This is a genomic window from Usitatibacter palustris (assembly GCF_013003985.1).
GTDB lineage: Bacteria > Pseudomonadota > Gammaproteobacteria > Burkholderiales > Usitatibacteraceae > Usitatibacter > Usitatibacter palustris.
Genome location: NZ_CP053073.1, coordinates 1,322,995 through 1,341,037, shown reverse-complemented (window position 1 = coordinate 1,341,037; position 18,043 = coordinate 1,322,995). Strand labels below are relative to the sequence as shown.

Below are 18,043 nucleotides of genomic sequence, written 5' to 3'. Positions count from 1 at the left end.
AACCCTCTCGGAAATGAATCGCGCACTCGTCGTGGCGATCGCCGCGCTGATGGCGACATTGCCATTTTCTCACACGGCCGCACTCGTCCGGCTCCTGCTCGCGATCGCGCTCGCCGCGACGATCGTGATCGCGTACCGCGTCGGTCCGCGCTGGAAGGATCTCGCCCCGCCGTTCGTGACCTGCTGGCTCGCGTGGTTCGGGTGGTCGGTGCTGTCGATGGGCTGGTCGATCGATCCCGACTACACGGCCTCGGAGCTGCGCTCGGAGTTCTTCTACGGCGCGATCATGATCGTGGTCGCGCAGTACGCGCTGATGCGCGAGGGTGCGGAGCGCATCCTGATGCCGGTGCTCGCCACCGTCAGCGTGGCGCTGGGCCTGCTCGCCGGCGGCTACTTCCTTGCGTTCGGCACCGTCGAGGTTCCCGACATTCCCTTCGGCGGACCCGGCAATCTCTCGAGCGTCGTGCTGACACTCTTTCCCGTGGCATGCGCCGCGGCCCTCGTCCCGGGCGCGGGTGTCGCCGCGCGCCGCCTGGGATTCACGATGGCGCTCGCGTTGCTCGTGGCCGCCCTCGCCACGCTCAATCGCACGGTCTGGCCCGGGCTCGCGGTCGAGATCATCCTCGTGGCACTGCTCGTTCGCCCGATCAAGGCCGACGCGCGCCGCCTCGCGGCCCTCGGCGTCATCGCCCTCGTGTTCGCGATCGCGCAAGTCACCATCGCGCACACCGTCCGTTTTTCCGAAGGCTCGCCGGCGGCGAAGGCGCTCGCGCAGCGCGGCGATCCGCGCCCCGCACTCTGGGCGGATGCCATCGAGCGCATCGAGTCGCGGCCGATCCTGGGCCACGGTTATGGCCGCGGCATCCTGCGCAAAGAGCTGCAGAAGAAGTTCGACAACAACCTCATCTGGCATGGGCACAACATCTTCCTCGATGCCGGCGTGCAGCTGGGTGTGCCCGGGGTCGTGCTGATCAGCCTGCTGTTCGCGGCGATCGGGCTCGCGGGGCTCACGCTCGCGCGCAGCACGGACGTCACCGCGCGCCTGAGCGGCGCGGCCCTGGTCGCGGTGGTCGCGGGAACCCTCGTGCGCAATTTCACCGACGACCTCTGGGCGCGGCAGAACGCCCTGCTCTTCTGGGCGATTGTGGGTGGACTCGTGGGGTTAGGCATGCGGCGCATGCGCGCCGCGGCAGCCTCAGCCGCAGCTACTTCTTGATGACGGTGTCGAGCGGCGGGCGCTCGAGGAACTTCACTTCGAGCCCGCGTGAACGCATCCAGTCGGCGACGGCGAAGCCGGTAGCGCGCGGCCAGGGCCGCAGGTCCTTCGGCGCATAGCGCTTGTACTCGGCGAGCTCCTCGCCGAGCTTCACTTCACCCCTCGTGACGACGTGATAGCAGAGCATCACTTCGTTCTTGCGCTCGAAGATGTAGTTGCCGATGAGGTTCGTCTCGACCGTCTCGAGGCCGAGCTCTTCCTTCACTTCGCGCGCAACGCCCAGCTTCGGATCCTCGAGCGGCTCGAGGTAACCCGTGACGAGCGCGAACCAGCCATCCGGCCAGCCCTGCCCGCGCGCGAGGATGATCTCGCCGTCGTGCTCGACCAACGCACCGACGGCCGGCGTGGGGTTGCCCCACTGGATATAGCCGCATGCTGCATCGCAAGCGCGGCGCAGGCTCGTGACGCCGTCTGCCACGAGCTCGCGGTCAGTCAGGGGCTTGGCACAACGGGGACAGAAATTGAAACGCTCGAGGGTCATGGGACTTTGTTCAAGCAGGTCCTTCGGGCGCTGCGGCCCTCAGGATGACAGTTAGACGCGGACCTCGGGATGACAATTCCTAGAGTCGTTGCTCAACCCAGCCCTTCACCGATTCGAGTGCTGCGGGAAGACCCGCCGCATTGGTGCCGCCGGCCTGCGCCATGTCGGGGCGCCCGCCGCCCTTGCCGCCGACCTGCGTGGCGACGAAGTTCACGAGCTCGCCCGCCTTCACCTTGCCGGTGAGGTCCGCGGAGACGCCGGCGATAAGGCTCACCTTGTCGCCATCGGCCGCGGCGAGCACGATCGCGCTGCTGCCGAGCTTGTTCTTCAGCTGGTCGAGCGTATCGCGCAGCGTCTTCACGTCCGCGCCCTCGAGCTTCGCGGCAAGGATCTTCGCGCCCTTCACCTCGATCGCGCTGCCGGCGAGGTCGTCGCCCTGGCTTGCGGCCATCTTGCCCTTGAGGCGCGCGACTTCCTTCTCGAGCGCCTTCACCGTTTCCATCACCTGCGCGAGCTTGGCCTCGACTTCCTGGGGCTGGGCCTTGAGCGCATCGGCCACGCGCGCGAGGCGCTGCGATTCCTGCGCCCCATACGCGAGCGCCACGGTGCCCGTGATCGCTTCCACGCGCCGCACGCCGGCCGCGACACCGCCTTCGGCCACGATGCGGAACGGACCGATGTCGCCGGTGCGCGCCACGTGCGTGCCGCCGCAAAGTTCGCGCGACGAGCCGATGTCGAGCACGCGCACTTCGTCGCCGTACTTCTCGCCGAAGAGCATCATCGCGCCGAGCTTCTGCGCGTCATCGATGGGCATCACGCGGGCGTTGGTCGATTCGTTCTTGAGGATCTCCGAATTCACGATCGTCTCGACGCGGCGGATCTGCTCGCCGGTCATCGGGGCGTTGTGGCTGAAGTCGAAGCGCGTCTTGTCTTCGTCCACGAGCGAACCCTTCTGCTGCACATGGGTGCCGAGCACTTCACGCAGCGCCTTGTGCATGAGGTGGGTCGCCGAGTGATGTCGCACTGTGCGCGAGCGCTTGTCCATGTCCACCTGCGCGGCAACCGCGTCACCGACCTTGAGCTCGCCCGTCTTCACCGTGCCGTAATGGCCGAAGACGTCGGGCTGGATCTTCTGCGTGTCCTGCACGTCGAAGAGCGTGAGGCAGGTGCCGCCCTTGCTGAGCTCGCCACGGTCGCCGACCTGTCCGCCGGATTCCGCGTAGAAAGGCGTCTTGTCGAGCACGACGATGCCGGTGTCGCCCGCCTCGAGGCGATCGACGACGCTGCCCTCCTTGTAGAGCGCGACCACGCGGCCTTCCTCGGACAGCGACTCGTAGCCCTTGAACGCGGTCTTGGCACCCTTGTAGTCGAGCTGCGTGCCGCCCTTGAACTTGCTCGCCGCGCGGGAGCGCTCCTGCTGCGCGCTCATCGCCTTGTCGAACGCCTCCATGTCGATGTCGAAGCCGCGTTCGCGGCCGATGTCGGCAGTGAGGTCGACGGGGAAGCCGTAGGTGTCGTAGAGCTTGAACGCGGTTTCGCCGTCGAGGCGCTTCGCGTTGCCGGCAAGCGCCGTATCGAGCATCGCCATGCCGTTTTCCAGCGTCTCGCCGAAGCGCTTCTCTTCCTGCTCGAGCGTGGCGGTCACGCGGGCCTGCTCACGCTTCAACTCCGGGAACGCTTCGCCCATTTCGGCGACGAGGTCCGCGACGATCTTGTAGAAGAAGGGCTTCTTCTGGCCGAGCTTGTAGCCGTGGCGCATGGCGCGGCGCGCGATGCGGCGCAGCACGTAGCCGCGGCCTTCGTTGCCGGGAATGACGCCGTCGCACACGAGGAAGGCGCAGGCGCGAATGTGATCCGCGATCACGCGCAGGCTCGCCGACGTGAGGTCCTTCGTGTTCGTCTCGCGCGCCGCCGCCTTCACGAGCGACTGGAAGAGATCGATCTCGTAGTTGGACGTGACGTGCTGCAGGACCGCGGTGAGGCGCTCGAGGCCCATGCCCGTATCGACCGAGGGCTTGGGCAGCGGGTGCATCGTGCCGGCTTCATCGCGGTTGAACTGCATGAAGACCAGGTTCCAGATCTCGATGTAGCGATCGCCTTCCGCGTCCGGAGAACCCGGAGGCCCGCCTTCGACGCCGGGGCCGTGGTCGTAGAAAATTTCCGAGCACGGGCCGCACGGGCCGGTGTCGGCCATCTGCCAGAAGTTGTCGCTCTCGTATTTGCGACCGCCCGGCTTGTCGCCAATGCGCACGCAGCGATCCTTCGGAACGCCGATCTCGTTGGTCCAGATGTCGAACGCCTCGTCGTCGGTGGCGTAGACCGTGGTCCAGAGCTTCTCCGCGGGCAATCCGTAGTGGACGGTGAGCAGCTCCCACGCGAACTTGATCGCATCGCGCTTGAAGTAATCGCCGAAGCTGAAGTTGCCGAGCATCTCGAAGAACGTGTGGTGGCGCGCGGTGTAGCCCACGTTCTCCAGGTCGTTGTGCTTGCCGCCCGCGCGCACGCAGCGCTGCGAGGTGACGGCGCGCAGGTACGGGCGCTTCTCGGTGCCGAGGAACACTTCCTTGAACTGGACCATGCCCGCGTTGGTGAAGAGCAGCGTCGGATCGTTGCCGGGAACGAGCGGGCTGGAGGCGAGGGGCTGGTGGCCCTTCGACGCGAAGTAGTCGATGAACTTCTGGCGAATTTCTTTGGTTTTCATTCGGTTGGGTGCGTTGCGACGCGCGATGGGGTCGCGCGCGGGGAAATTGCAATGATAACAGAGGGTTGCTACTTCTCCGGGTGGATGACCCCGCTCTTGCCGCCACCCGGGCCGAAGCTCACGTGGACCACCGTCTCGTGTTTCGAGGAAACCCGGTGGGCAAGGCTCTGTCGCGCGACCTGGAAGAACACCATCATCTCGTCCGGGACATGCCCCTGTTCGATCAGCAGGTCATAGAGCGTGTCGTACGCGCGGCTGTCGGCCAGGCGAGAGACGACGAGGTGGTTCAGCGGGTAATGACGGAACATCGTGCGGCCGGTGTTCATCACGCTGTCGAGTCCCTCGATCGTCGCGCATTCGTCCGCGCCCGGGAGGAGGTTCTTCACGACATAGGGCGTCAGGGTGCGAATCACCCCGAGGAAGTCGCCCGGCCCGTTCATCACGATCGGAGCCTTGTGGAATTCGTAGGCGGAAAGGGCGAAGGCCCTGCCGTGCGCATTGCCGCAATGGCGCTCGGGGTCGAGTTTGTGGACGAGGCGCATCACGTCATAGCGATACGTCTGGATGTTGACGTCCACCACGATCCGGCCGTCGCTGTGCTCGTGCACGACCGGCAGGAAGCATTGCCAACCGCCTTCGATGCCGCGGACGAGGTAGAAGCCGATCTTGCGAAACCCGTGCGGGCGAGCGAGCGGCTCGAACTGCGCGGCGAGCTGGTCCGTGAGCCGCGTGAGATCGATGCCGGTCGAGGACACGCGCTCATGGCCGTTGTCGTCGCGAATGTCGAGCACCATCCCGTCGGCGCGATAGACGAATCCATCGCTGTGGACGTTGAGCCCGATCTCGTTGGCGGTGTCGCAAACGAAGGGAAAGACGTCGGTGAGGCGCTGCGTCTGGATGCCCAGGACGTAGACGCCCCGGTCCGATTCGCCTCCCAGCGGGCCGTCGATCCACACGCCGCGTTCTTCCTGCTCGTCCTCGGGAATGGTCGTGATGCACGGGTGGACTGCCGTCAGGCGGCGGATGAGCTCGTGGAAGCGCGGATTGCCCGATGGGCCGTGGTCCCGGAGCCAGTCCACGATGAGCTCCGACTCGGTATAGGTGCGAGGCGCGGGATACTCGAAGATCTCGAAGGTGGTCGACATGCGCCTATTCCGCGACCTGGATGCGCTTCACCCGGCCCGACGCGCCGGTCTTGATCGAGACTGCCGCTTTTGTCGTGCCGAAGCGCTTCGCGACGAGGGCGATCAACTCCGCGTTGGCCTTGCCATCGACGGGTGTGGCTTTCACGCTGGCGACCCACGTGCCGTCGGGCTGCTCGGTGAGCTCGGAGGTTCGTGCATTGGGCTTCACCTTGACCTGGATCGTTTTCACCACGGACCTTTGGGGGCACCAACCGAGACTTTAGCCGCCTTCCGTCGCGGCATACTCGGCGGATACTAGTCTCGCTGGGTCCACCCAGAACGACAACAACCAACGCAGGGAGCGCACATGAACCGCTTGATCGCAGTCACCGGGGAAGCCGTACGAGTTGGCGGAGCGCTGGCCCTGTTCGTCGCACTGGCTGCGGTCGCGCAGCCGGTCCCGTCCGGCAAGGTTGCCGCACCGGCACCGGCGGGCACAGGCATTCCACCCATCGAACTACTCCTGAAGAACTTCCCCACGGGTAGCGACGAAGAGGTCAGGAAGCGCATCGGCGGAAAGGTAGACGAGCCCTGGATTACCAATACCTCCGCGGTTCGACTGTCCCGCGCGTTCAATCTTTCGGGCGCCCCGATCCCGGCGGCGAACACCAACGCGGGGATGCGCACGCTCAAGGGCGCGGACAAGCTCAACTACGCCTACAGCGCCGCCGAATTTCGAACGTGGCTCACGTCCAAGTACGGCCAACCGACCCTCAGCCTCAAGTCGGGTCCCTATGGCACGGCACCGCAGGCGCTCAAGGGCAGGCGCGGCATCATCTTGTTCCACGACGTCGGGTGGAGCGATGCATCCGGCCACATGGACCTCTGGGACGGCCAGAAGGTGGCGGGGAAGGAGTACTTCGCGCTCGCCAAGCAGATCCACTTGTGGGAACCGAAGGCCACGACCACGGCCGCGGCCGCCAAGACGGGGATCCTGACGGCGACGACGAATGTGCGTTCGGGGCCTTCCTCGTCGGCAGCCATCGTCGGCAATCTGGAGCGTGGGACCGTGGTTACGATCACGGGCGCGGTGACCAACAATTTCTACAACATCGGCAACAACCGATACGTGAGCGCGACCTACGTGAAGCTTCAGTAGGACATCAGCGCGAATCGGGGAGCGTGTAGTCGAAGTCGTAGAAGTGCTTGCCGCCGGCTTCGATGCGCACGCCCATCTTGCCCGTGATGCCGGTGAGTTCGCCCGTGCCCGAATCGGGCACGACGATGACCGCGAGGTCCGGCGCGCCGCGCGTCATGGTGCCGCGGTGCTGCAACAGGAACGTGCCGCTCCTGCCTTTGAGCTTGCCGGTGACGCGCTCGATCGCAACGTACGCCGCGGAGCCCTTGGTCGCCGTCATGCCGGTGAGCATCTCGCCCTTGCCGCTGGCTTCGAGGTCGCCGCTGAATTTCTTTTCGAGCGACATGCGAGCAAGAGGAGCGCCATCGCCAATGTCGTCGGACGATTGCGGCGTCATCTTCACTTCGAAGGGACCGGTGGCGCGGTGGGTCATGGGCGTTTGAGCGTACGAATGGGTGATGGCCGCGGCGAGTGCCAGCGGAAGCACGATGGTGCGCGCGTGCTTCACAGGACGGCCTCGGGATTGAACTGGGGGTTCTCGATGATCCCGAAGCGGTTGCCGAAGGGATCCCTCACCGCGGCGACCTTGATGCCGTCGCCGACATCCTTCACGGGCTCGAGCGGCGTAGCGCCAAGCTTGATCAGCTCCGCGTACGCGGCTTCCGCGTTGTCCACGCCCCACAGCGGGCGCGCTCCGTCGATGTCGGGGATTTCGTCGGGCACGAGGCCCAGCTCGAAGCCACCCACCGAGAAGCCCACATAGAACGGTTCGTCGAAATACGGTTTGCGTTCGAGGACCTTCTCGTACCACGCCTTGGCGCGGGCGAGATCGGGTGCCGGATAGAGCGCGGTTCGCAGTCCGAGAATCATGAGGCCTCCATTTTCACTTCGGTCGCGGGCACGACCGCCACGCGCGGGCCGAAGCTCGTCATGTTCGCCAGCGTTGCGTTGTGGTGCGCCACGATCTGCGCGGCCTTGAGCACGCCGTTATCCATCGTGGCGTGGGCATCGGAGGGCAACGCGACCTCGTAGCCGAGTGCGAGCGCCTGGCGGACCGTCGTGTCCACGCAGAAATCGCTTTGCAGCCCGCAGACCACGAGGCGCTCGACACCGCGCTCCTGGAGCATCTCGTGGAGATCGGTGTCGTGGAAGGAATTGGGCGTGGTCTTGCGGACGCGGTGATCGCCGGGCGCAATCGCGAGCGTATCGGCGAGTTGCCAACCCTCCGCCGCAAACCGGAGCGGCCCCTCGCCTTCCTCGTGTTGCACGAGGAAAACAGGAATGCTCGCCGCCCTTGCTCTCGCGCTGAGCGTGTTGATCCTCTCGATCACGCGATCGACGTCCGCCATGGCCCACTCGCCCACGCAAAGGGCGCGCTGCATGTCGATGATGACCAGGGCCGACTTCATCGAGGCCTAGCCGGCTCGTGCCGAGGTGCAGCAAGCCTCGACCGAGGGCTGCAGCTCCCTCTCGGGCGTGCCGCCGATGGGCAGCCACTTGCTGCTGCCGATGACCAGCGCCACGAGCACGACGCCGATCGAAATGAGGTTCTGGTTACGCGGGTTCATTTGATGTCTCCAATTCCTTCAGGAAGCGGAAGATCTCGTCGAGGGGAAAGCCCCGGCCCTGGAGAAAACGCACGTGCTTCAGTTTTTCCCGCTCGTCATTCGGCGCGGCCTTGAAGCGCGTGCGCCAGACCACGGCGACCTGCGCCCGGCCATCGGCGCCCGCGGCCTGCACGCCGGCGACGATGGCTTCGTCGGCGATGCCACGGCTCTTCAGGTAGTGCGCGAGCTTCAGCGGGCCAAAGCGAGAAGCCTTGGCTCGCGCCGTCAACTCGGCGAATCGCACATCTGAGAGCCAACCGCGGGCGCTAAGGTCGTCCAACAAAGCTTCGACTTCGCCCTGCGCTTCCACGTCCCGCGCGAGCTTTCGGCGCAACTCCTCGCGGGAGTGCTCACGCCGCGCAAGGAGCCGCAAGGCCCTTGCGCGGAGCGACGGTTCTGTCCGGGAAGACATGAAGGCCCAGGCCACGATCGTTCAGGATGGGAATGATCCCGACCTACTCGGCTTCAGCGGGGTCAACGACTTGCGGCAACCCGCCCACGATGCCGATGGCCTCGCGGATCTTCCGCTCGATCTCCTGCGAGATGGCCGGGTTTTCCTTCAGGAACTCGCGCGCGTTGTCCTTGCCCTGGCCGATCTTCTCGCCGTTGTAGGCGTACCAGGCGCCGGACTTTTCCACGATGCGGTGGATCACGCCCATCTCGATGATCTCGCCTTCGCGGGAGATCCCCTCGTTGTAGAGGATGTCGAAATCGGCGACGCGGAACGGGGGCGCGACCTTGTTCTTCACGACCTTCACGCGCGTCTCGTTGCCGATGACCTCTTCGCCCTTCTTGATCGAGCCGATGCGGCGGATGTCGAGGCGCACCGAGGCGTAGAACTTGAGCGCGTTGCCGCCCGTGGTGGTTTCCGGGTTGCCGAACATGACGCCGATCTTCATGCGGATCTGGTTGATGAAGATCACCAGCGTGTTGGAGCGCTTGATGTTGGCGGTGAGCTTGCGCAGCGCCTGCGACATGAGGCGCGCCTGCAGGCCCATCTGGGGCTCGCCCATCTCGCCTTCGATTTCGGCCTTGGGCGTGAGCGCGGCGACGGAATCGACCACGACGCAATCGACCGAGCCCGAGCGCACGAGCATGTCTGCGATCTCGAGGGCCTGTTCGCCGTTGTCCGGCTGCGAAAGCAGGAGCTCCGAGATATCGACACCGAGGCGCTGCGCGTACTGCGGATCGAGCGCATGTTCCGCATCGATGAAGGCCGCCGTGCCGCCGAGCTTCTGGATGTTGGCGATGACCTGCAGCGTGAGCGTGGTCTTGCCCGAGGATTCCGGACCGTAGATTTCGCAGACGCGACCGCGGGGCAGGCCGCCGATGCCGAGCGCCATGTCCAGGCCCAGCGAGCCGGTGGAGACCGCTTGAATATCACGCGACACATCGCGATCGCCCATCTTCATGATCGAGCCCTTGCCGAACTGCTTCTCGATCTGCGAAAGCGCGGCGGAGAGCGCCTTCGACTTGTTTTCGTCCATCTTGGAATCGGTGGCCGGAGGAGTGGAGATGACTTTGAGCATTGGAATTATCCCTTACGTTGACGTTTATTGAGTTCCGCCCAGGCCTTAGCGCGTGCGACGCGCCAGGCCTGCCATCACACCGAAAATCTCCAGGCCACCTCGAGGGCGGATGACCGGAAAGGCCTTGTTCGCGGGCTTCAGGACGAACTGGCCATTCTTTTCCCGATCCAGGTACTTCACGGTGAATTCGTTGTCGACGATCGCCACGACGATCTCGCCGATGTTTGCATTGGGTTGCTGCTCGACGATGATCAGGTCGCCGTCGTGGATGCCGGCATCGATCATCGACTCGCCCTTCACTCGCACGAGCGAGGTCTTGGAAGGCAGTCTCACGAGGTAATCGTCCAGGGTGATGAGGTCGTACCCATCGGAGATCGCGGGATTGGGCAGGCCCGCCTGGACCGGCTGGTCCGTGAGGCGGCGCTCGAAGAAGCGCGCGCCGGGCTTGAGCTGCTTGTCGGGCGTCCAGCCGAGGATGCCTACCTCTTCGTAGCGCTTCACGCACTCCGAAACCCAGCTCTTCGCCGAGATCCCCCACAGCGTCGCGAGCACGGAATACGACGGAATCACCTTGTGCTCGGCGTAGTAGTCCTGGAGTTTCTCCAGGTAGATGGGATCCAGCTGCGGCTTCATTTGCTTGAACGCCCCTCGCGAGGAAGGGCTGACAGAACGAGTGTTCTGTTCAAGCTACAGAACGAGTGTTCTGTTGTCAAGCCTCTGGTGACTTCTCCAGGGCCTGGATAAGGCCTTTCAGAACAAATTCAATGGCTTGCCTGCGAACTTCCGTTCTGTCCCCGGCGAACTGGCGGGACTCGAGGCGGGCTGCGCCACCCCGGACGCACCAGCCGAACCACACCAGACCCACCGGTTTCCCCGGGCTGCCGCCGTCCGGACCGGCAATGCCGGTGATCGCCGCCGCCGTATCCGCCCGGCTCCAGCGAAGCGCCCCGAGGACCATCTCGCGCGCGGTCGCTTCTGAGACCGCGCCGTAGTCGAGGAGCGTGTCTTCCTTCACGCCGAGCTGTTCCATCTTGGCTTCGTTGCTGTACGTCACGAACCCGCGGTCGAGCCAGCCGGAGCTGCCCGGGATGCGAGTGATCGCTTCGCACGCACCCCCGCCGGTGCAGGACTCGGCCAGTGCCAGCACCCGGCGGCGCAAATGACAGGCTTCGCCGAGCTGGCGCGCGAGGGCGGTGATGCGGTCGTCTTCCATGGCGCCGTAACGATAGCCGTTCGACCCCCCATCGGTCGATTGGCGACGGAGGGCGGCGGTTCGTCGCAAATGATCCACGGCGTCCGCGGGCGACATCTAACGTCCGGCCATCGTCAACGCCGGGAGAAAACCATGAACCGCCTGCAAGCCGCACTCGCCTGCTCCACGCTCGCCTTGTCCGCCGCCGCATCGGCCGCCGACATCGCCATCGAAGTCAAAGGGATCACCGAGGCCAAGGGAAACATCATGGTCGCGGTCTACGACAAGGCCGACCAGTGGTTGGGCAAGCCGCTGAAGTACGCGCGCGTTCCGGCCGCGATGCCGAGCGTGACCGTGTCGATCGAGGGACTCGAGGCTGGGGTGTACGCGGTCTCGATCTACCAGGACATCGACAGCAACGGAAAGCTCGACACCAACGTGATGCGCATTCCGATCGAGCCGATCGGCTTCAGCAATGACGCCACCGGCTCATTCGGCCCGCCGAAGTTCGAGGACGCGCGCATCCAGGTCCCGGCCTCCGGCACGCGAATCGTCATCAACCTGAAGGGCTGACCATGGAACGACGCGCGTTTCTCTCCTCGGTGGCGGCGACTGGCTTGGTCGCGGCCCTTCCCACGACGGGCATGGCGAAGTCCGGCACGCCCGCCTTCAATCCGCGGCACACGCCGATGCGCGGGTTCGACGGGCAGGATGTTTCCTGCGACTCGCTCGCGATCGAGGGCAAGCTTCCGCCCGAGCTTCGCGGCACGTTCTTTCGCAACGGCCCCGGGCTCTTCGAGCGCGGCGGCGAGCGCTACCTGCACCCTTTCGATGGCGACGGCCTCGTGCACGCGTATCGCTTCACGGACAAGGGCGTGTCCCACCGCGCGCGGTTCGTGCGCACCGAGAAATTCAAGGCCGAAGCGCAGGCCGGAAAGTTCCTGATCAACGGCTTCGGCACGCGGGTCAAGGCCGGCATGCCGATCACGAGCTCCGACTCGTTCAACACGGCGAACACGAGCGTCCTGCTCCTGAAGGGGCAACTGCTCGCGCTGTGGGAAGGCGGCTCGGCGTATGCGCTCGACCCCAATACGCTCGAGACGATCGGGCCGGTCGCATTCAGCCGCGAGCTTGCGAAGCTGCCGTTCTCCGCGCATCCGAAGGTCGAGCCCGACGGCACGACGTGGAATTTCGGCGCGTTCGGCAAGAACCTCGTGCTCTACCACTTCGCGCCTGATGGCACGCTCGTGCGCTCTGGCGTCGTGGAGTCGGGCGGAGTGGGAATGGTCCACGACTTCGTGGTCACGGAGCGGCATATCGTCTTCGTCCTTCCGCCTGCGGAGTTCGATTTCAAGGCCTTCTCCTCCGGCAAGGCCATCACCGAATCGATCATCTGGCATCCGGACCGCCCGACGCGCGTGCTCGCGATCGACAAATCCGACTTCTCGCGCCGCCGCGAGTACGAGCTCGAGGCTTTCAGCCTTTTCCACTTCGGCAACGCGTGGGAGGACGCGCAGGGCGTGATCCGCGCGGACTTCGTGCGCAGCGACAATCTCTCGCTCATGATCGACTGGATGCCGCGGATGATGGCCGGCGAATCGATCCCCGCGCCGACAACGAACGCGGCGTTCCTCACCGCCGATCCCTCGACCGGCAAGGCGCGCCTGGAGATGCGTACGGGCAACTGCGAGTTCCCGGCCGTGGATCCGCGGATCGTCGGCCGCCGCCATCGCCAGTTGTTCATGCCCGGGTCCGTGCGCAACGATGGCTACTCGGGCTTCGACTACGTGATGCGCCTGGATCCGGAGACGGGCAAGGAGGATCGCTACGTATTCGAAGCGGGCGTCTCCCTCGAGGAGCACATCGTCGTGCCGCGTCCGGGTTCATGCAAGGAAGGCGACGGGTGGCTGGTGGGCGTGGGCTTCGACAGCCGCCGCCAGCAGAGCCTCGTGAACGTGTTCGAAGCGGGCAACCTCGCTGCAGGCCCGGTCGCCATCGCGCGGCTCCCGTACTGGGTGCCCTCGTGCTTCCACGGCCGGTGGGTCTAGAAAAAGGGGACTGTCCCCTTTTCTAGTTCTGCTCGCCGGGGCGGCCTCGGTACCAGTAGAGGTAGCGTTCCGTGAACCCGAACTGGCGATAGAGGTCGCGCGCCGGCGTATTCGCCTGGTCGACCTGGAGGTACGCATCGCGAGCGCCCCGCGACCACGCGTGCGCCAGCAGGCCCGCGACGAGGCGGCGCGCATGCCCTGCGCGGCGCTGCGTTTCGTCGGTGATGATGTCGAAGATGCCCGCGGCGGCTCCTTCAATGATCGTGAGTCCGGTGGCGACCACGCGGCCCTCGACCTTCAACACGGCCGGCAGCTTCGCGAGCGGACACCCCTGCAGGCGCGAGAGATGGCCCGCGCACTGCTCGCGCGACGAGCGGCGCAGCGCGCCCACGATCGCCACCCACTCCTCGAGAGGCAGCGACTCGACGGTGGCGCCATCGAAGCGCTCGGGCTGCAGCGCCGCGCTTTCCACCGCCGTCACGTCGAAGCGCCCGTAACCGCGCTGCTCGAGTTCCATTTCGAGACCCGGCGGTTGCGTGAAGGGCGTGATGCGAAAGATCGCCGGCAATCCGACCGATGCGTACAACTGCTCGCAATAGGCGATCTTCTCCGCGATCGGAACGGCCGAGGGATACACGGGATTGATCGACCGCGCGCGCTTCGCCTTGCCGGGTGCCAGCCGCAGGACCCAGCCGTCGTAGAGAAGCTGACCGGGAGGCGCCGAGGAGTTGAGGCTCAGCTCCTCCAGGCGCCACGCGTCCAACGTCATGCGGCGAGGCGCTTGCCCGACGCGGTGTCGAAGAAGTGGATCTTTCCGGGCATCACCGAGAAGGTGAGCGCCGCGCCGGGTTCGGGCGTCTCGTGCCCGTCGACGCGTGCCACCAGCGCCGAATCGCCGACGAGGCCGTGGATCATCGAGTCCGCACCCAGCGCCTCGATCGTTTCCACGGTGAGCTTGAACTGCGGGCCCGGACCGGCTGCAACGAGGTGTTCGGGCCGGATGCCGGCCGTCACCAACTCACCGGCGTTCGCGCGCTGATCCGCGGGAATGGGCAGGCGCACGCCCCCGCCGATGTCGAGCTCGTCGCCCACGCGCTTGCCGGGCAACAGGTTCATCGACGGCGAGCCGATGAACGTGGCGACGAAGAGGGAAGCGGGCTTGTCGTAGACCTCGATCGGGCGGCCCACCTGCTCCACCACGCCGAGGTTCATCACGATCATGCGGTCGGCGAGCGTCATCGCCTCCACCTGGTCGTGCGTCACGAAAATGCTGGTGGTCTTGAGCTCGCGGTGCAGCTTCTGGATCTCCAAGCGCATCTGCACGCGCAATTTCGCATCGAGGTTCGAGAGCGGCTCGTCGAAGAGGAACGCCGCCGGCTCACGCACGATGGCGCGCCCCATGGCCACGCGCTGGCGCTGGCCGCCGGAGAGCTCGCGGGGCTTGCGTTGCAGGAACGAGCCGAGCTCGAGGATCTTCGCGGCGCGCTGCACGCGCGTCTCGATGTCCGCCTTGGACAGGCCGCGGATGCGAAGGCCATAGGCCATGTTGTCGTACACGCTCATGTGCGGATAGAGCGCGTAGTTCTGGAACACCATCGCGATGTTGCGGTCCTTGGGCTCGACATCGTTCACGCGGCTGCCGGCAATGGCGATCTCGCCGTCGGTGATCGTTTCGAGCCCGGCGATCATGCGAAGGAGCGTGGACTTGCCGCAGCCCGAGGGCCCGACGATCACGATGAATTCCCCGTCGGCGATCTGCACGTCCACGCCGTGGATCACCTGGAGGGTCTTCGTGTAGCTCTTCCGGACGCTGCTCAGTCTGATTTCGGCCATTGCCTATTTCTCCGTTTCGACCAGGCCCTTCACGAACCAGCGCTGCATGAGAATCACCACCAGCGCGGGCGGGATGAGGGCCAGCATCGCAGTGGCCATCACGAGGTTCCATTCGGTGAGCGCGTCGCCGCCCACGATCATGCGCTTGATGCCGATCACGACCGTGTACATCTTCTCGTCGGTGGTGATGAGCAGCGGCCAGAGGTATTGGTTCCAGCCGTAGATGAACTGGATCACGAAGAGCGCGGCCATGCTGGTGCGCGACAGCGGCACCACCACGTCCCAGAAGAAGCGCATCGGACCCGCGCCGTCGATGCGCGCGGCTTCCGCGAGCTCGTCGGGAATCGTCATGAAGAACTGGCGGAAGAGGAACGTCGCCGTCGCCGAGGCGATGAGCGGCAGCGTGAGGCCCAGATAGGAGTTGAGGATGCCCAGGTCCGCGACCACCTTGAACGTCGGGATGATCCGCACTTCCACCGGCAGCATCAGCGTGATGAAGATCATCCAGAAGAAGAAATTCCGGAACGGGAAGCGGAAATAGACGATCGCGAAGGCGGAGATGAGCGAGATCGCGATCTTCCCGAGCGCGATGCCCACCGCCATCACCAGGCTGTTGAGCATCATCTGGCCGACGGGCGCCTGCGCGCCTCGCGTCGAGCCCGCGGTGAGCACCTGCGAGTAGTTGTTCCAGAGCTGGTCGCCCGGAAGGAGCGGCATCGGCACCGAGAGGATGCTGTCGAGCGAATGCGTGGATGCGATGAACGTCACATAGAGCGGGAACGCGACCAGGATCACGCCCACGATCAGCACGAAGTGCTGGAACGCGCGGAGGACGGGGCGGTTCTCGACCATCTAGTACTGCACCTTGCGTTCGATGTACTTGAACTGCACGACCGTGAGCGCGATGACGATGACCATGAGGATCACCGATTGCGCCGACGAGCCCCCGAGGTCCGCGGCCTTCACGCCGTCGTAGTAGACCTTGTAGACGAGGATCTGCGTGGCACCGGCCGGGCCGCCCTGCGTGGTCGCGTCGATCACGCCGAACGTATCGAAAAACGCGTGCACGATGTTCACGACGAGCAGGAAGAACGTCGTGGGCGAAAGCAGCGGGAAGACGATGTTCCAGAAGCGACGCGTGGGCGAAGCGCCGTCGATGGCCGCCGCTTCCATCACCGAGCGCGGAATCGACTGCAGCCCCGCGAGGAAGAAGAGGAAGTTGTAGCTGATCTGCTTCCAGACGGTGGCGATGACCACGAGGATCATCGCCTGGTCGCCGCGCAGCACCCAGTTGAAGTCGATGCCCATGCCGCGCAGGAGATACGAGACGATCCCCACGGACGGCGCGAACAGGAACGCCCAGAGCACGCCGGCGACCGCGGATGCGACCGCGTACGGCCAGATGAGCAGCGTCTTGTAGACCATCGCGCCGCGGACCACGCGGTCCGCGGCCGTCGCGAGGAGCAGCGCCACCGACAGGCCGATGAAGGTGACGAGGATGCTGAACACCGCCGTCACCTTGAAGGACTCGTGGTAGTTCGTGTCGTTCCAGAGGTCGATGAAATTGCGGAACCAGACGAATTGCGTCTGGGTGCCGAAGGCATCCTGCAGCAGGAACGAGTAGTAGATCGCCTGCGCGGCCGGCCAGAAGAAGAAGATGATCGTGACCGCGAGCTGCGGCGCGACCAGGACGTACGGCAGCCAGCCCGAGCGGAAGACGACGCGCTTTTCCATGCCCGGGCTGCCTGCTTGCTACATCAACCTTTGTTTGCGGCTTCGAACTTCCTCAGGATGTCGTTGCCGCGACGCACGGCATCGTCCATCGCCTGCTTGGCGCTCTTCTTGCCGCCGAGCACGGCCTCGATCTCTTCCTCGATGACCTCTCGGCCCTGCACGTAGTTGCCGAAGCGCAGCCCCTTGGAGTTCCCGGTCGGCGGCTTGTTGGTGAGCTGGCGCACGGCGATGTCCGTTCCCGGGTTCTTCTCGTAGTAGCCGGCCTTCTTGGTGGCTTCCGCGGCCGCGAGCGTGATCGGCACGTAGCCCGTGGACTGGTGCCAGTCGGCCTGGATTTCCGTTCCCGACAGGAAGCCCATGAACTTCGCCACGCCCTTGTAGCTGTTGTTGGTCTTGCCGCCCATCACCCAGAACGAAGCGCCGCCGATGATCGAGTTCTGCGGCGCGCCCACGATGTGGTCGTGGTATGGCAGCAGGTTCACGGAGAAATCGAACTTCGCGTTGCGGCGGATGTTCGCCTGCGCGCCGGAGCTCGAGGTGAGCATCGCGCATTCGCCCGAGAAGAAGCGCGCCTCGGCTTCATTGCGGCGGCCCGAGTACGTGAACCAGCCCTTCTTCGAATAGTCGGCGAGCATCTCGATGTGCTTCACGTGCTCGGGGGAATTCACCTTGAACTCGGTGTCCATGCCCGCGATGCCGTTTTCCTTCGTGCCGATCGGCAGGTTATGCCAGGCGGAGAAGTTCTCGACGTGCACCCAGGCCGGCCAGCCCGTCGTGTAGACGCAGCTCTGGCCCGAGGCCTTGAGCTTTTCGGAGACGGCGGCGAATTCCTTCCACGTCTTGGGCGCCTTGTTGGGATCGAGGCCCGCCTTCTTGTACGCGTCCTTGTTCACGTAGAACACGGGCGTGGAGCTGTTGAACGGGAACGAGAGCATCTGGCCCTTGTAGTCGGTGTAGTAGCCCGCGACCGCCGGCATGTACGCCTTGGGATTGAAGGGCTCGTCGGCGTCCTTCATCAGCTTGTAGACCGGAACCACCGCGCCCTTCGCGGCCATCATCGTCGCGGTGCCCACTTCGAAGACCTGGAGCATGTGCGGCGCATTGCCGGCGCGGAACGAGGCGATCGCGGCGGTCATCGATTCGGGGTAGGAACCCTTGTAGACCGCGACGACCTTGTAATCCTTCTGGCTCGCGTTGAATTTGTTCGCGAGCTCGTTGACTTTGTCGCCGAGCGCGCCGGTCATCGAGTGCCAGAGCTGGATTTCAGTCTGGGCCTGGGCACCGGTCACCCCGAACGCGAGGGCAACGGCGGCAAAAAGGGATTTGCGGAACATCGGGATCTCCTCGAGGCTGTTTTGGAATGTTATGGGAACCAATGTT

At 65.1% G+C, this 18,043-nt stretch carries 21 protein-coding genes; 4 read left to right on the top strand and 17 right to left on the bottom strand.

Going from position 1 to position 18,043, the window contains the following annotated elements:
* Positions 1-13 precede the first annotated feature (13 nt).
* Entirely contained in the window at positions 14-1,216 is a 1,203-nt protein-coding gene (locus tag DSM104440_RS06920; RefSeq protein ID WP_171161298.1) for an O-antigen ligase family protein, read from the top strand.
* On the opposite strand, the gene DSM104440_RS06915 is transcribed toward DSM104440_RS06920, so the two are convergent.
* The 4 genes from DSM104440_RS06915 to DSM104440_RS06900 form a co-directional block, all read right to left on the bottom strand.
* Positions 1,206-1,757: an NUDIX domain-containing protein gene (locus DSM104440_RS06915; protein ID WP_171161297.1), complete on the bottom strand. Its 552-nt coding sequence runs from the start codon at positions 1,755-1,757 to the stop codon at positions 1,206-1,208. The genes DSM104440_RS06920 and DSM104440_RS06915 overlap by 11 nt on opposite strands.
* A 79-nt stretch (positions 1,758-1,836) precedes the next feature.
* Positions 1,837-4,458 (bottom strand): alanine--tRNA ligase, encoded by a 2,622-nt coding sequence (gene alaS / locus DSM104440_RS06910; RefSeq protein ID WP_171161296.1) that lies wholly within the window; start codon positions 4,456-4,458, stop codon positions 1,837-1,839.
* 68 nt (positions 4,459-4,526) lie between these two features.
* On the bottom strand, positions 4,527-5,603 hold the full coding sequence (locus DSM104440_RS06905) for a hypothetical protein (RefSeq protein WP_171161295.1): 1,077 nt from the start codon (positions 5,601-5,603) through the stop codon (positions 4,527-4,529).
* A 4-nt stretch (positions 5,604-5,607) separates the two neighbouring features.
* The gene (locus tag DSM104440_RS06900) at positions 5,608-5,832 is read right to left on the bottom strand and encodes a DUF167 domain-containing protein (RefSeq protein WP_171161294.1); all 225 of its coding nucleotides are present in this window, start codon (positions 5,830-5,832) and stop codon (positions 5,608-5,610) included.
* A gap of 117 nt (positions 5,833-5,949) precedes the next feature.
* Between DSM104440_RS06900 and DSM104440_RS06895 the strand changes: the two genes are divergently transcribed.
* Entirely contained in the window at positions 5,950-6,741 is a 792-nt protein-coding gene (locus DSM104440_RS06895; RefSeq protein ID WP_171161293.1) for a T6SS effector amidase Tae4 family protein, read from the top strand.
* A gap of 4 nt (positions 6,742-6,745) precedes the next feature.
* On the opposite strand, the gene DSM104440_RS06890 is transcribed toward DSM104440_RS06895, so the two are convergent.
* From DSM104440_RS06890 to DSM104440_RS06855, 8 genes are all read right to left on the bottom strand, one after another.
* Entirely contained in the window at positions 6,746-7,228 is a 483-nt protein-coding gene (locus DSM104440_RS06890; protein ID WP_212758248.1) for a DUF3224 domain-containing protein, read from the bottom strand.
* Positions 7,225-7,590 carry a VOC family protein gene (locus DSM104440_RS06885; protein WP_171161292.1) on the bottom strand — a complete coding sequence of 122 codons (366 nt, stop codon included), beginning with the start codon at positions 7,588-7,590 and terminating at the stop codon, positions 7,225-7,227. Before DSM104440_RS06885 ends, DSM104440_RS06890 begins: the two co-directional genes overlap by 4 nt.
* Positions 7,587-8,129, bottom strand: a complete 543-nt coding sequence (locus tag DSM104440_RS06880; RefSeq protein WP_171161291.1) for a cysteine hydrolase family protein — start codon at positions 8,127-8,129, stop codon at positions 7,587-7,589. The genes DSM104440_RS06885 and DSM104440_RS06880 overlap by 4 nt, the downstream gene beginning before the upstream one ends.
* 6 nt (positions 8,130-8,135) lie before the next feature.
* On the bottom strand, positions 8,136-8,288 hold the full coding sequence (locus DSM104440_RS06875; RefSeq protein WP_171161290.1) for a hypothetical protein: 153 nt from the start codon (positions 8,286-8,288) through the stop codon (positions 8,136-8,138).
* Positions 8,275-8,700, bottom strand: coding sequence for a regulatory protein RecX (locus DSM104440_RS06870; RefSeq protein WP_246212110.1), 426 nt, complete (start codon positions 8,698-8,700; stop codon positions 8,275-8,277). The genes DSM104440_RS06875 and DSM104440_RS06870 overlap by 14 nt, the downstream gene beginning before the upstream one ends.
* Before the next feature lie 82 nt (positions 8,701-8,782).
* Positions 8,783-9,814 carry a recombinase RecA gene (gene recA / locus DSM104440_RS06865; protein WP_171165761.1) on the bottom strand — a complete coding sequence of 344 codons (1,032 nt, stop codon included), beginning with the start codon at positions 9,812-9,814 and terminating at the stop codon, positions 8,783-8,785.
* An 87-nt stretch (positions 9,815-9,901) separates the two neighbouring features.
* On the bottom strand, positions 9,902-10,489 hold the full coding sequence (locus tag DSM104440_RS06860; RefSeq protein WP_171161289.1) for a LexA family protein: 588 nt from the start codon (positions 10,487-10,489) through the stop codon (positions 9,902-9,904).
* 76 nt (positions 10,490-10,565) lie between these two features.
* Positions 10,566-11,069, bottom strand: a complete 504-nt coding sequence (locus DSM104440_RS06855) for a CinA family protein (protein WP_171161288.1) — start codon at positions 11,067-11,069, stop codon at positions 10,566-10,568.
* A gap of 132 nt (positions 11,070-11,201) precedes the next feature.
* Here DSM104440_RS06855 and DSM104440_RS06850 point away from each other — a divergent pair, with 132 nt between their 5' ends.
* On the top strand, positions 11,202-11,621 hold the full coding sequence (locus DSM104440_RS06850; RefSeq protein ID WP_171161287.1) for a DUF2141 domain-containing protein: 420 nt from the start codon (positions 11,202-11,204) through the stop codon (positions 11,619-11,621).
* Positions 11,622-11,623: 2 nt separating this feature from the next.
* Positions 11,624-13,096 (top strand): carotenoid oxygenase family protein, encoded by a 1,473-nt coding sequence (locus DSM104440_RS06845; protein WP_171161286.1) that lies wholly within the window; start codon positions 11,624-11,626, stop codon positions 13,094-13,096.
* A 22-nt stretch (positions 13,097-13,118) separates the two neighbouring features.
* Here the strand turns inward: DSM104440_RS06845 and DSM104440_RS06840 are convergent, their stop codons facing one another.
* From DSM104440_RS06840 to ugpB, 5 genes are read right to left on the bottom strand one after another with little or no spacing between them, the layout of a single operon-like run.
* Positions 13,119-13,865, bottom strand: a complete 747-nt coding sequence (locus DSM104440_RS06840; RefSeq protein ID WP_171161285.1) for a GNAT family N-acetyltransferase — start codon at positions 13,863-13,865, stop codon at positions 13,119-13,121.
* On the bottom strand, positions 13,862-14,929 hold the full coding sequence (locus tag DSM104440_RS06835; protein ID WP_171161284.1) for a sn-glycerol-3-phosphate import ATP-binding protein UgpC: 1,068 nt from the start codon (positions 14,927-14,929) through the stop codon (positions 13,862-13,864). Before DSM104440_RS06835 ends, DSM104440_RS06840 begins: the two co-directional genes overlap by 4 nt.
* Positions 14,930-14,932: 3 nt before the next feature.
* Positions 14,933-15,781, bottom strand: a complete 849-nt coding sequence (gene ugpE / locus DSM104440_RS06830; RefSeq protein WP_171161283.1) for a sn-glycerol-3-phosphate ABC transporter permease UgpE — start codon at positions 15,779-15,781, stop codon at positions 14,933-14,935.
* Positions 15,782-16,663 (bottom strand): sn-glycerol-3-phosphate ABC transporter permease UgpA, encoded by an 882-nt coding sequence (gene ugpA, locus DSM104440_RS06825; protein WP_171161282.1) that lies wholly within the window; start codon positions 16,661-16,663, stop codon positions 15,782-15,784.
* A 23-nt stretch (positions 16,664-16,686) separates the two neighbouring features.
* Complete coding sequence (gene ugpB, locus DSM104440_RS06820) at positions 16,687-17,997, bottom strand: sn-glycerol-3-phosphate ABC transporter substrate-binding protein UgpB (protein ID WP_171161281.1); 1,311 nt, start codon at positions 17,995-17,997, stop codon at positions 16,687-16,689.
* Positions 17,998-18,043 lie beyond the last annotated feature (46 nt).

What these genes read in the sequence shown, in the direction of transcription:
- DSM104440_RS06920 (WP_171161298.1), top strand. Translation starts at nt 14, where the DNA reads ATGAATCGCGCACTCGTCGTGGCGATCGCCGCGCTGATGGCGACATTG.
- DSM104440_RS06915 (WP_171161297.1), bottom strand. Translation starts at nt 1,757, where the DNA reads ATGACCCTCGAGCGTTTCAATTTCTGTCCCCGTTGTGCCAAGCCCCTG.
- alaS (WP_171161296.1), bottom strand. Translation starts at nt 4,458, where the DNA reads ATGAAAACCAAAGAAATTCGCCAGAAGTTCATCGACTACTTCGCGTCG.
- DSM104440_RS06905 (WP_171161295.1), bottom strand. Translation starts at nt 5,603, where the DNA reads ATGTCGACCACCTTCGAGATCTTCGAGTATCCCGCGCCTCGCACCTAT.
- DSM104440_RS06895 (WP_171161293.1), top strand. Translation starts at nt 5,950, where the DNA reads ATGAACCGCTTGATCGCAGTCACCGGGGAAGCCGTACGAGTTGGCGGA.
- DSM104440_RS06885 (WP_171161292.1), bottom strand. Translation starts at nt 7,590, where the DNA reads ATGATTCTCGGACTGCGAACCGCGCTCTATCCGGCACCCGATCTCGCC.
- DSM104440_RS06880 (WP_171161291.1), bottom strand. Translation starts at nt 8,129, where the DNA reads ATGAAGTCGGCCCTGGTCATCATCGACATGCAGCGCGCCCTTTGCGTG.
- DSM104440_RS06875 (WP_171161290.1), bottom strand. Translation starts at nt 8,288, where the DNA reads ATGAACCCGCGTAACCAGAACCTCATTTCGATCGGCGTCGTGCTCGTG.
- recA (WP_171165761.1), bottom strand. Translation starts at nt 9,814, where the DNA reads ATGGACGAAAACAAGTCGAAGGCGCTCTCCGCCGCGCTTTCGCAGATC.
- DSM104440_RS06860 (WP_171161289.1), bottom strand. Translation starts at nt 10,489, where the DNA reads ATGAAGCCGCAGCTGGATCCCATCTACCTGGAGAAACTCCAGGACTAC.
- DSM104440_RS06855 (WP_171161288.1), bottom strand. Translation starts at nt 11,069, where the DNA reads ATGGAAGACGACCGCATCACCGCCCTCGCGCGCCAGCTCGGCGAAGCC.
- DSM104440_RS06850 (WP_171161287.1), top strand. Translation starts at nt 11,202, where the DNA reads ATGAACCGCCTGCAAGCCGCACTCGCCTGCTCCACGCTCGCCTTGTCC.
- DSM104440_RS06845 (WP_171161286.1), top strand. Translation starts at nt 11,624, where the DNA reads ATGGAACGACGCGCGTTTCTCTCCTCGGTGGCGGCGACTGGCTTGGTC.
- DSM104440_RS06840 (WP_171161285.1), bottom strand. Translation starts at nt 13,865, where the DNA reads ATGACGTTGGACGCGTGGCGCCTGGAGGAGCTGAGCCTCAACTCCTCG.
- DSM104440_RS06835 (WP_171161284.1), bottom strand. Translation starts at nt 14,929, where the DNA reads ATGGCCGAAATCAGACTGAGCAGCGTCCGGAAGAGCTACACGAAGACC.
- ugpE (WP_171161283.1), bottom strand. Translation starts at nt 15,781, where the DNA reads ATGGTCGAGAACCGCCCCGTCCTCCGCGCGTTCCAGCACTTCGTGCTG.
- ugpA (WP_171161282.1), bottom strand. Translation starts at nt 16,663, where the DNA reads ATGGAAAAGCGCGTCGTCTTCCGCTCGGGCTGGCTGCCGTACGTCCTG.
- ugpB (WP_171161281.1), bottom strand. Translation starts at nt 17,997, where the DNA reads ATGTTCCGCAAATCCCTTTTTGCCGCCGTTGCCCTCGCGTTCGGGGTG.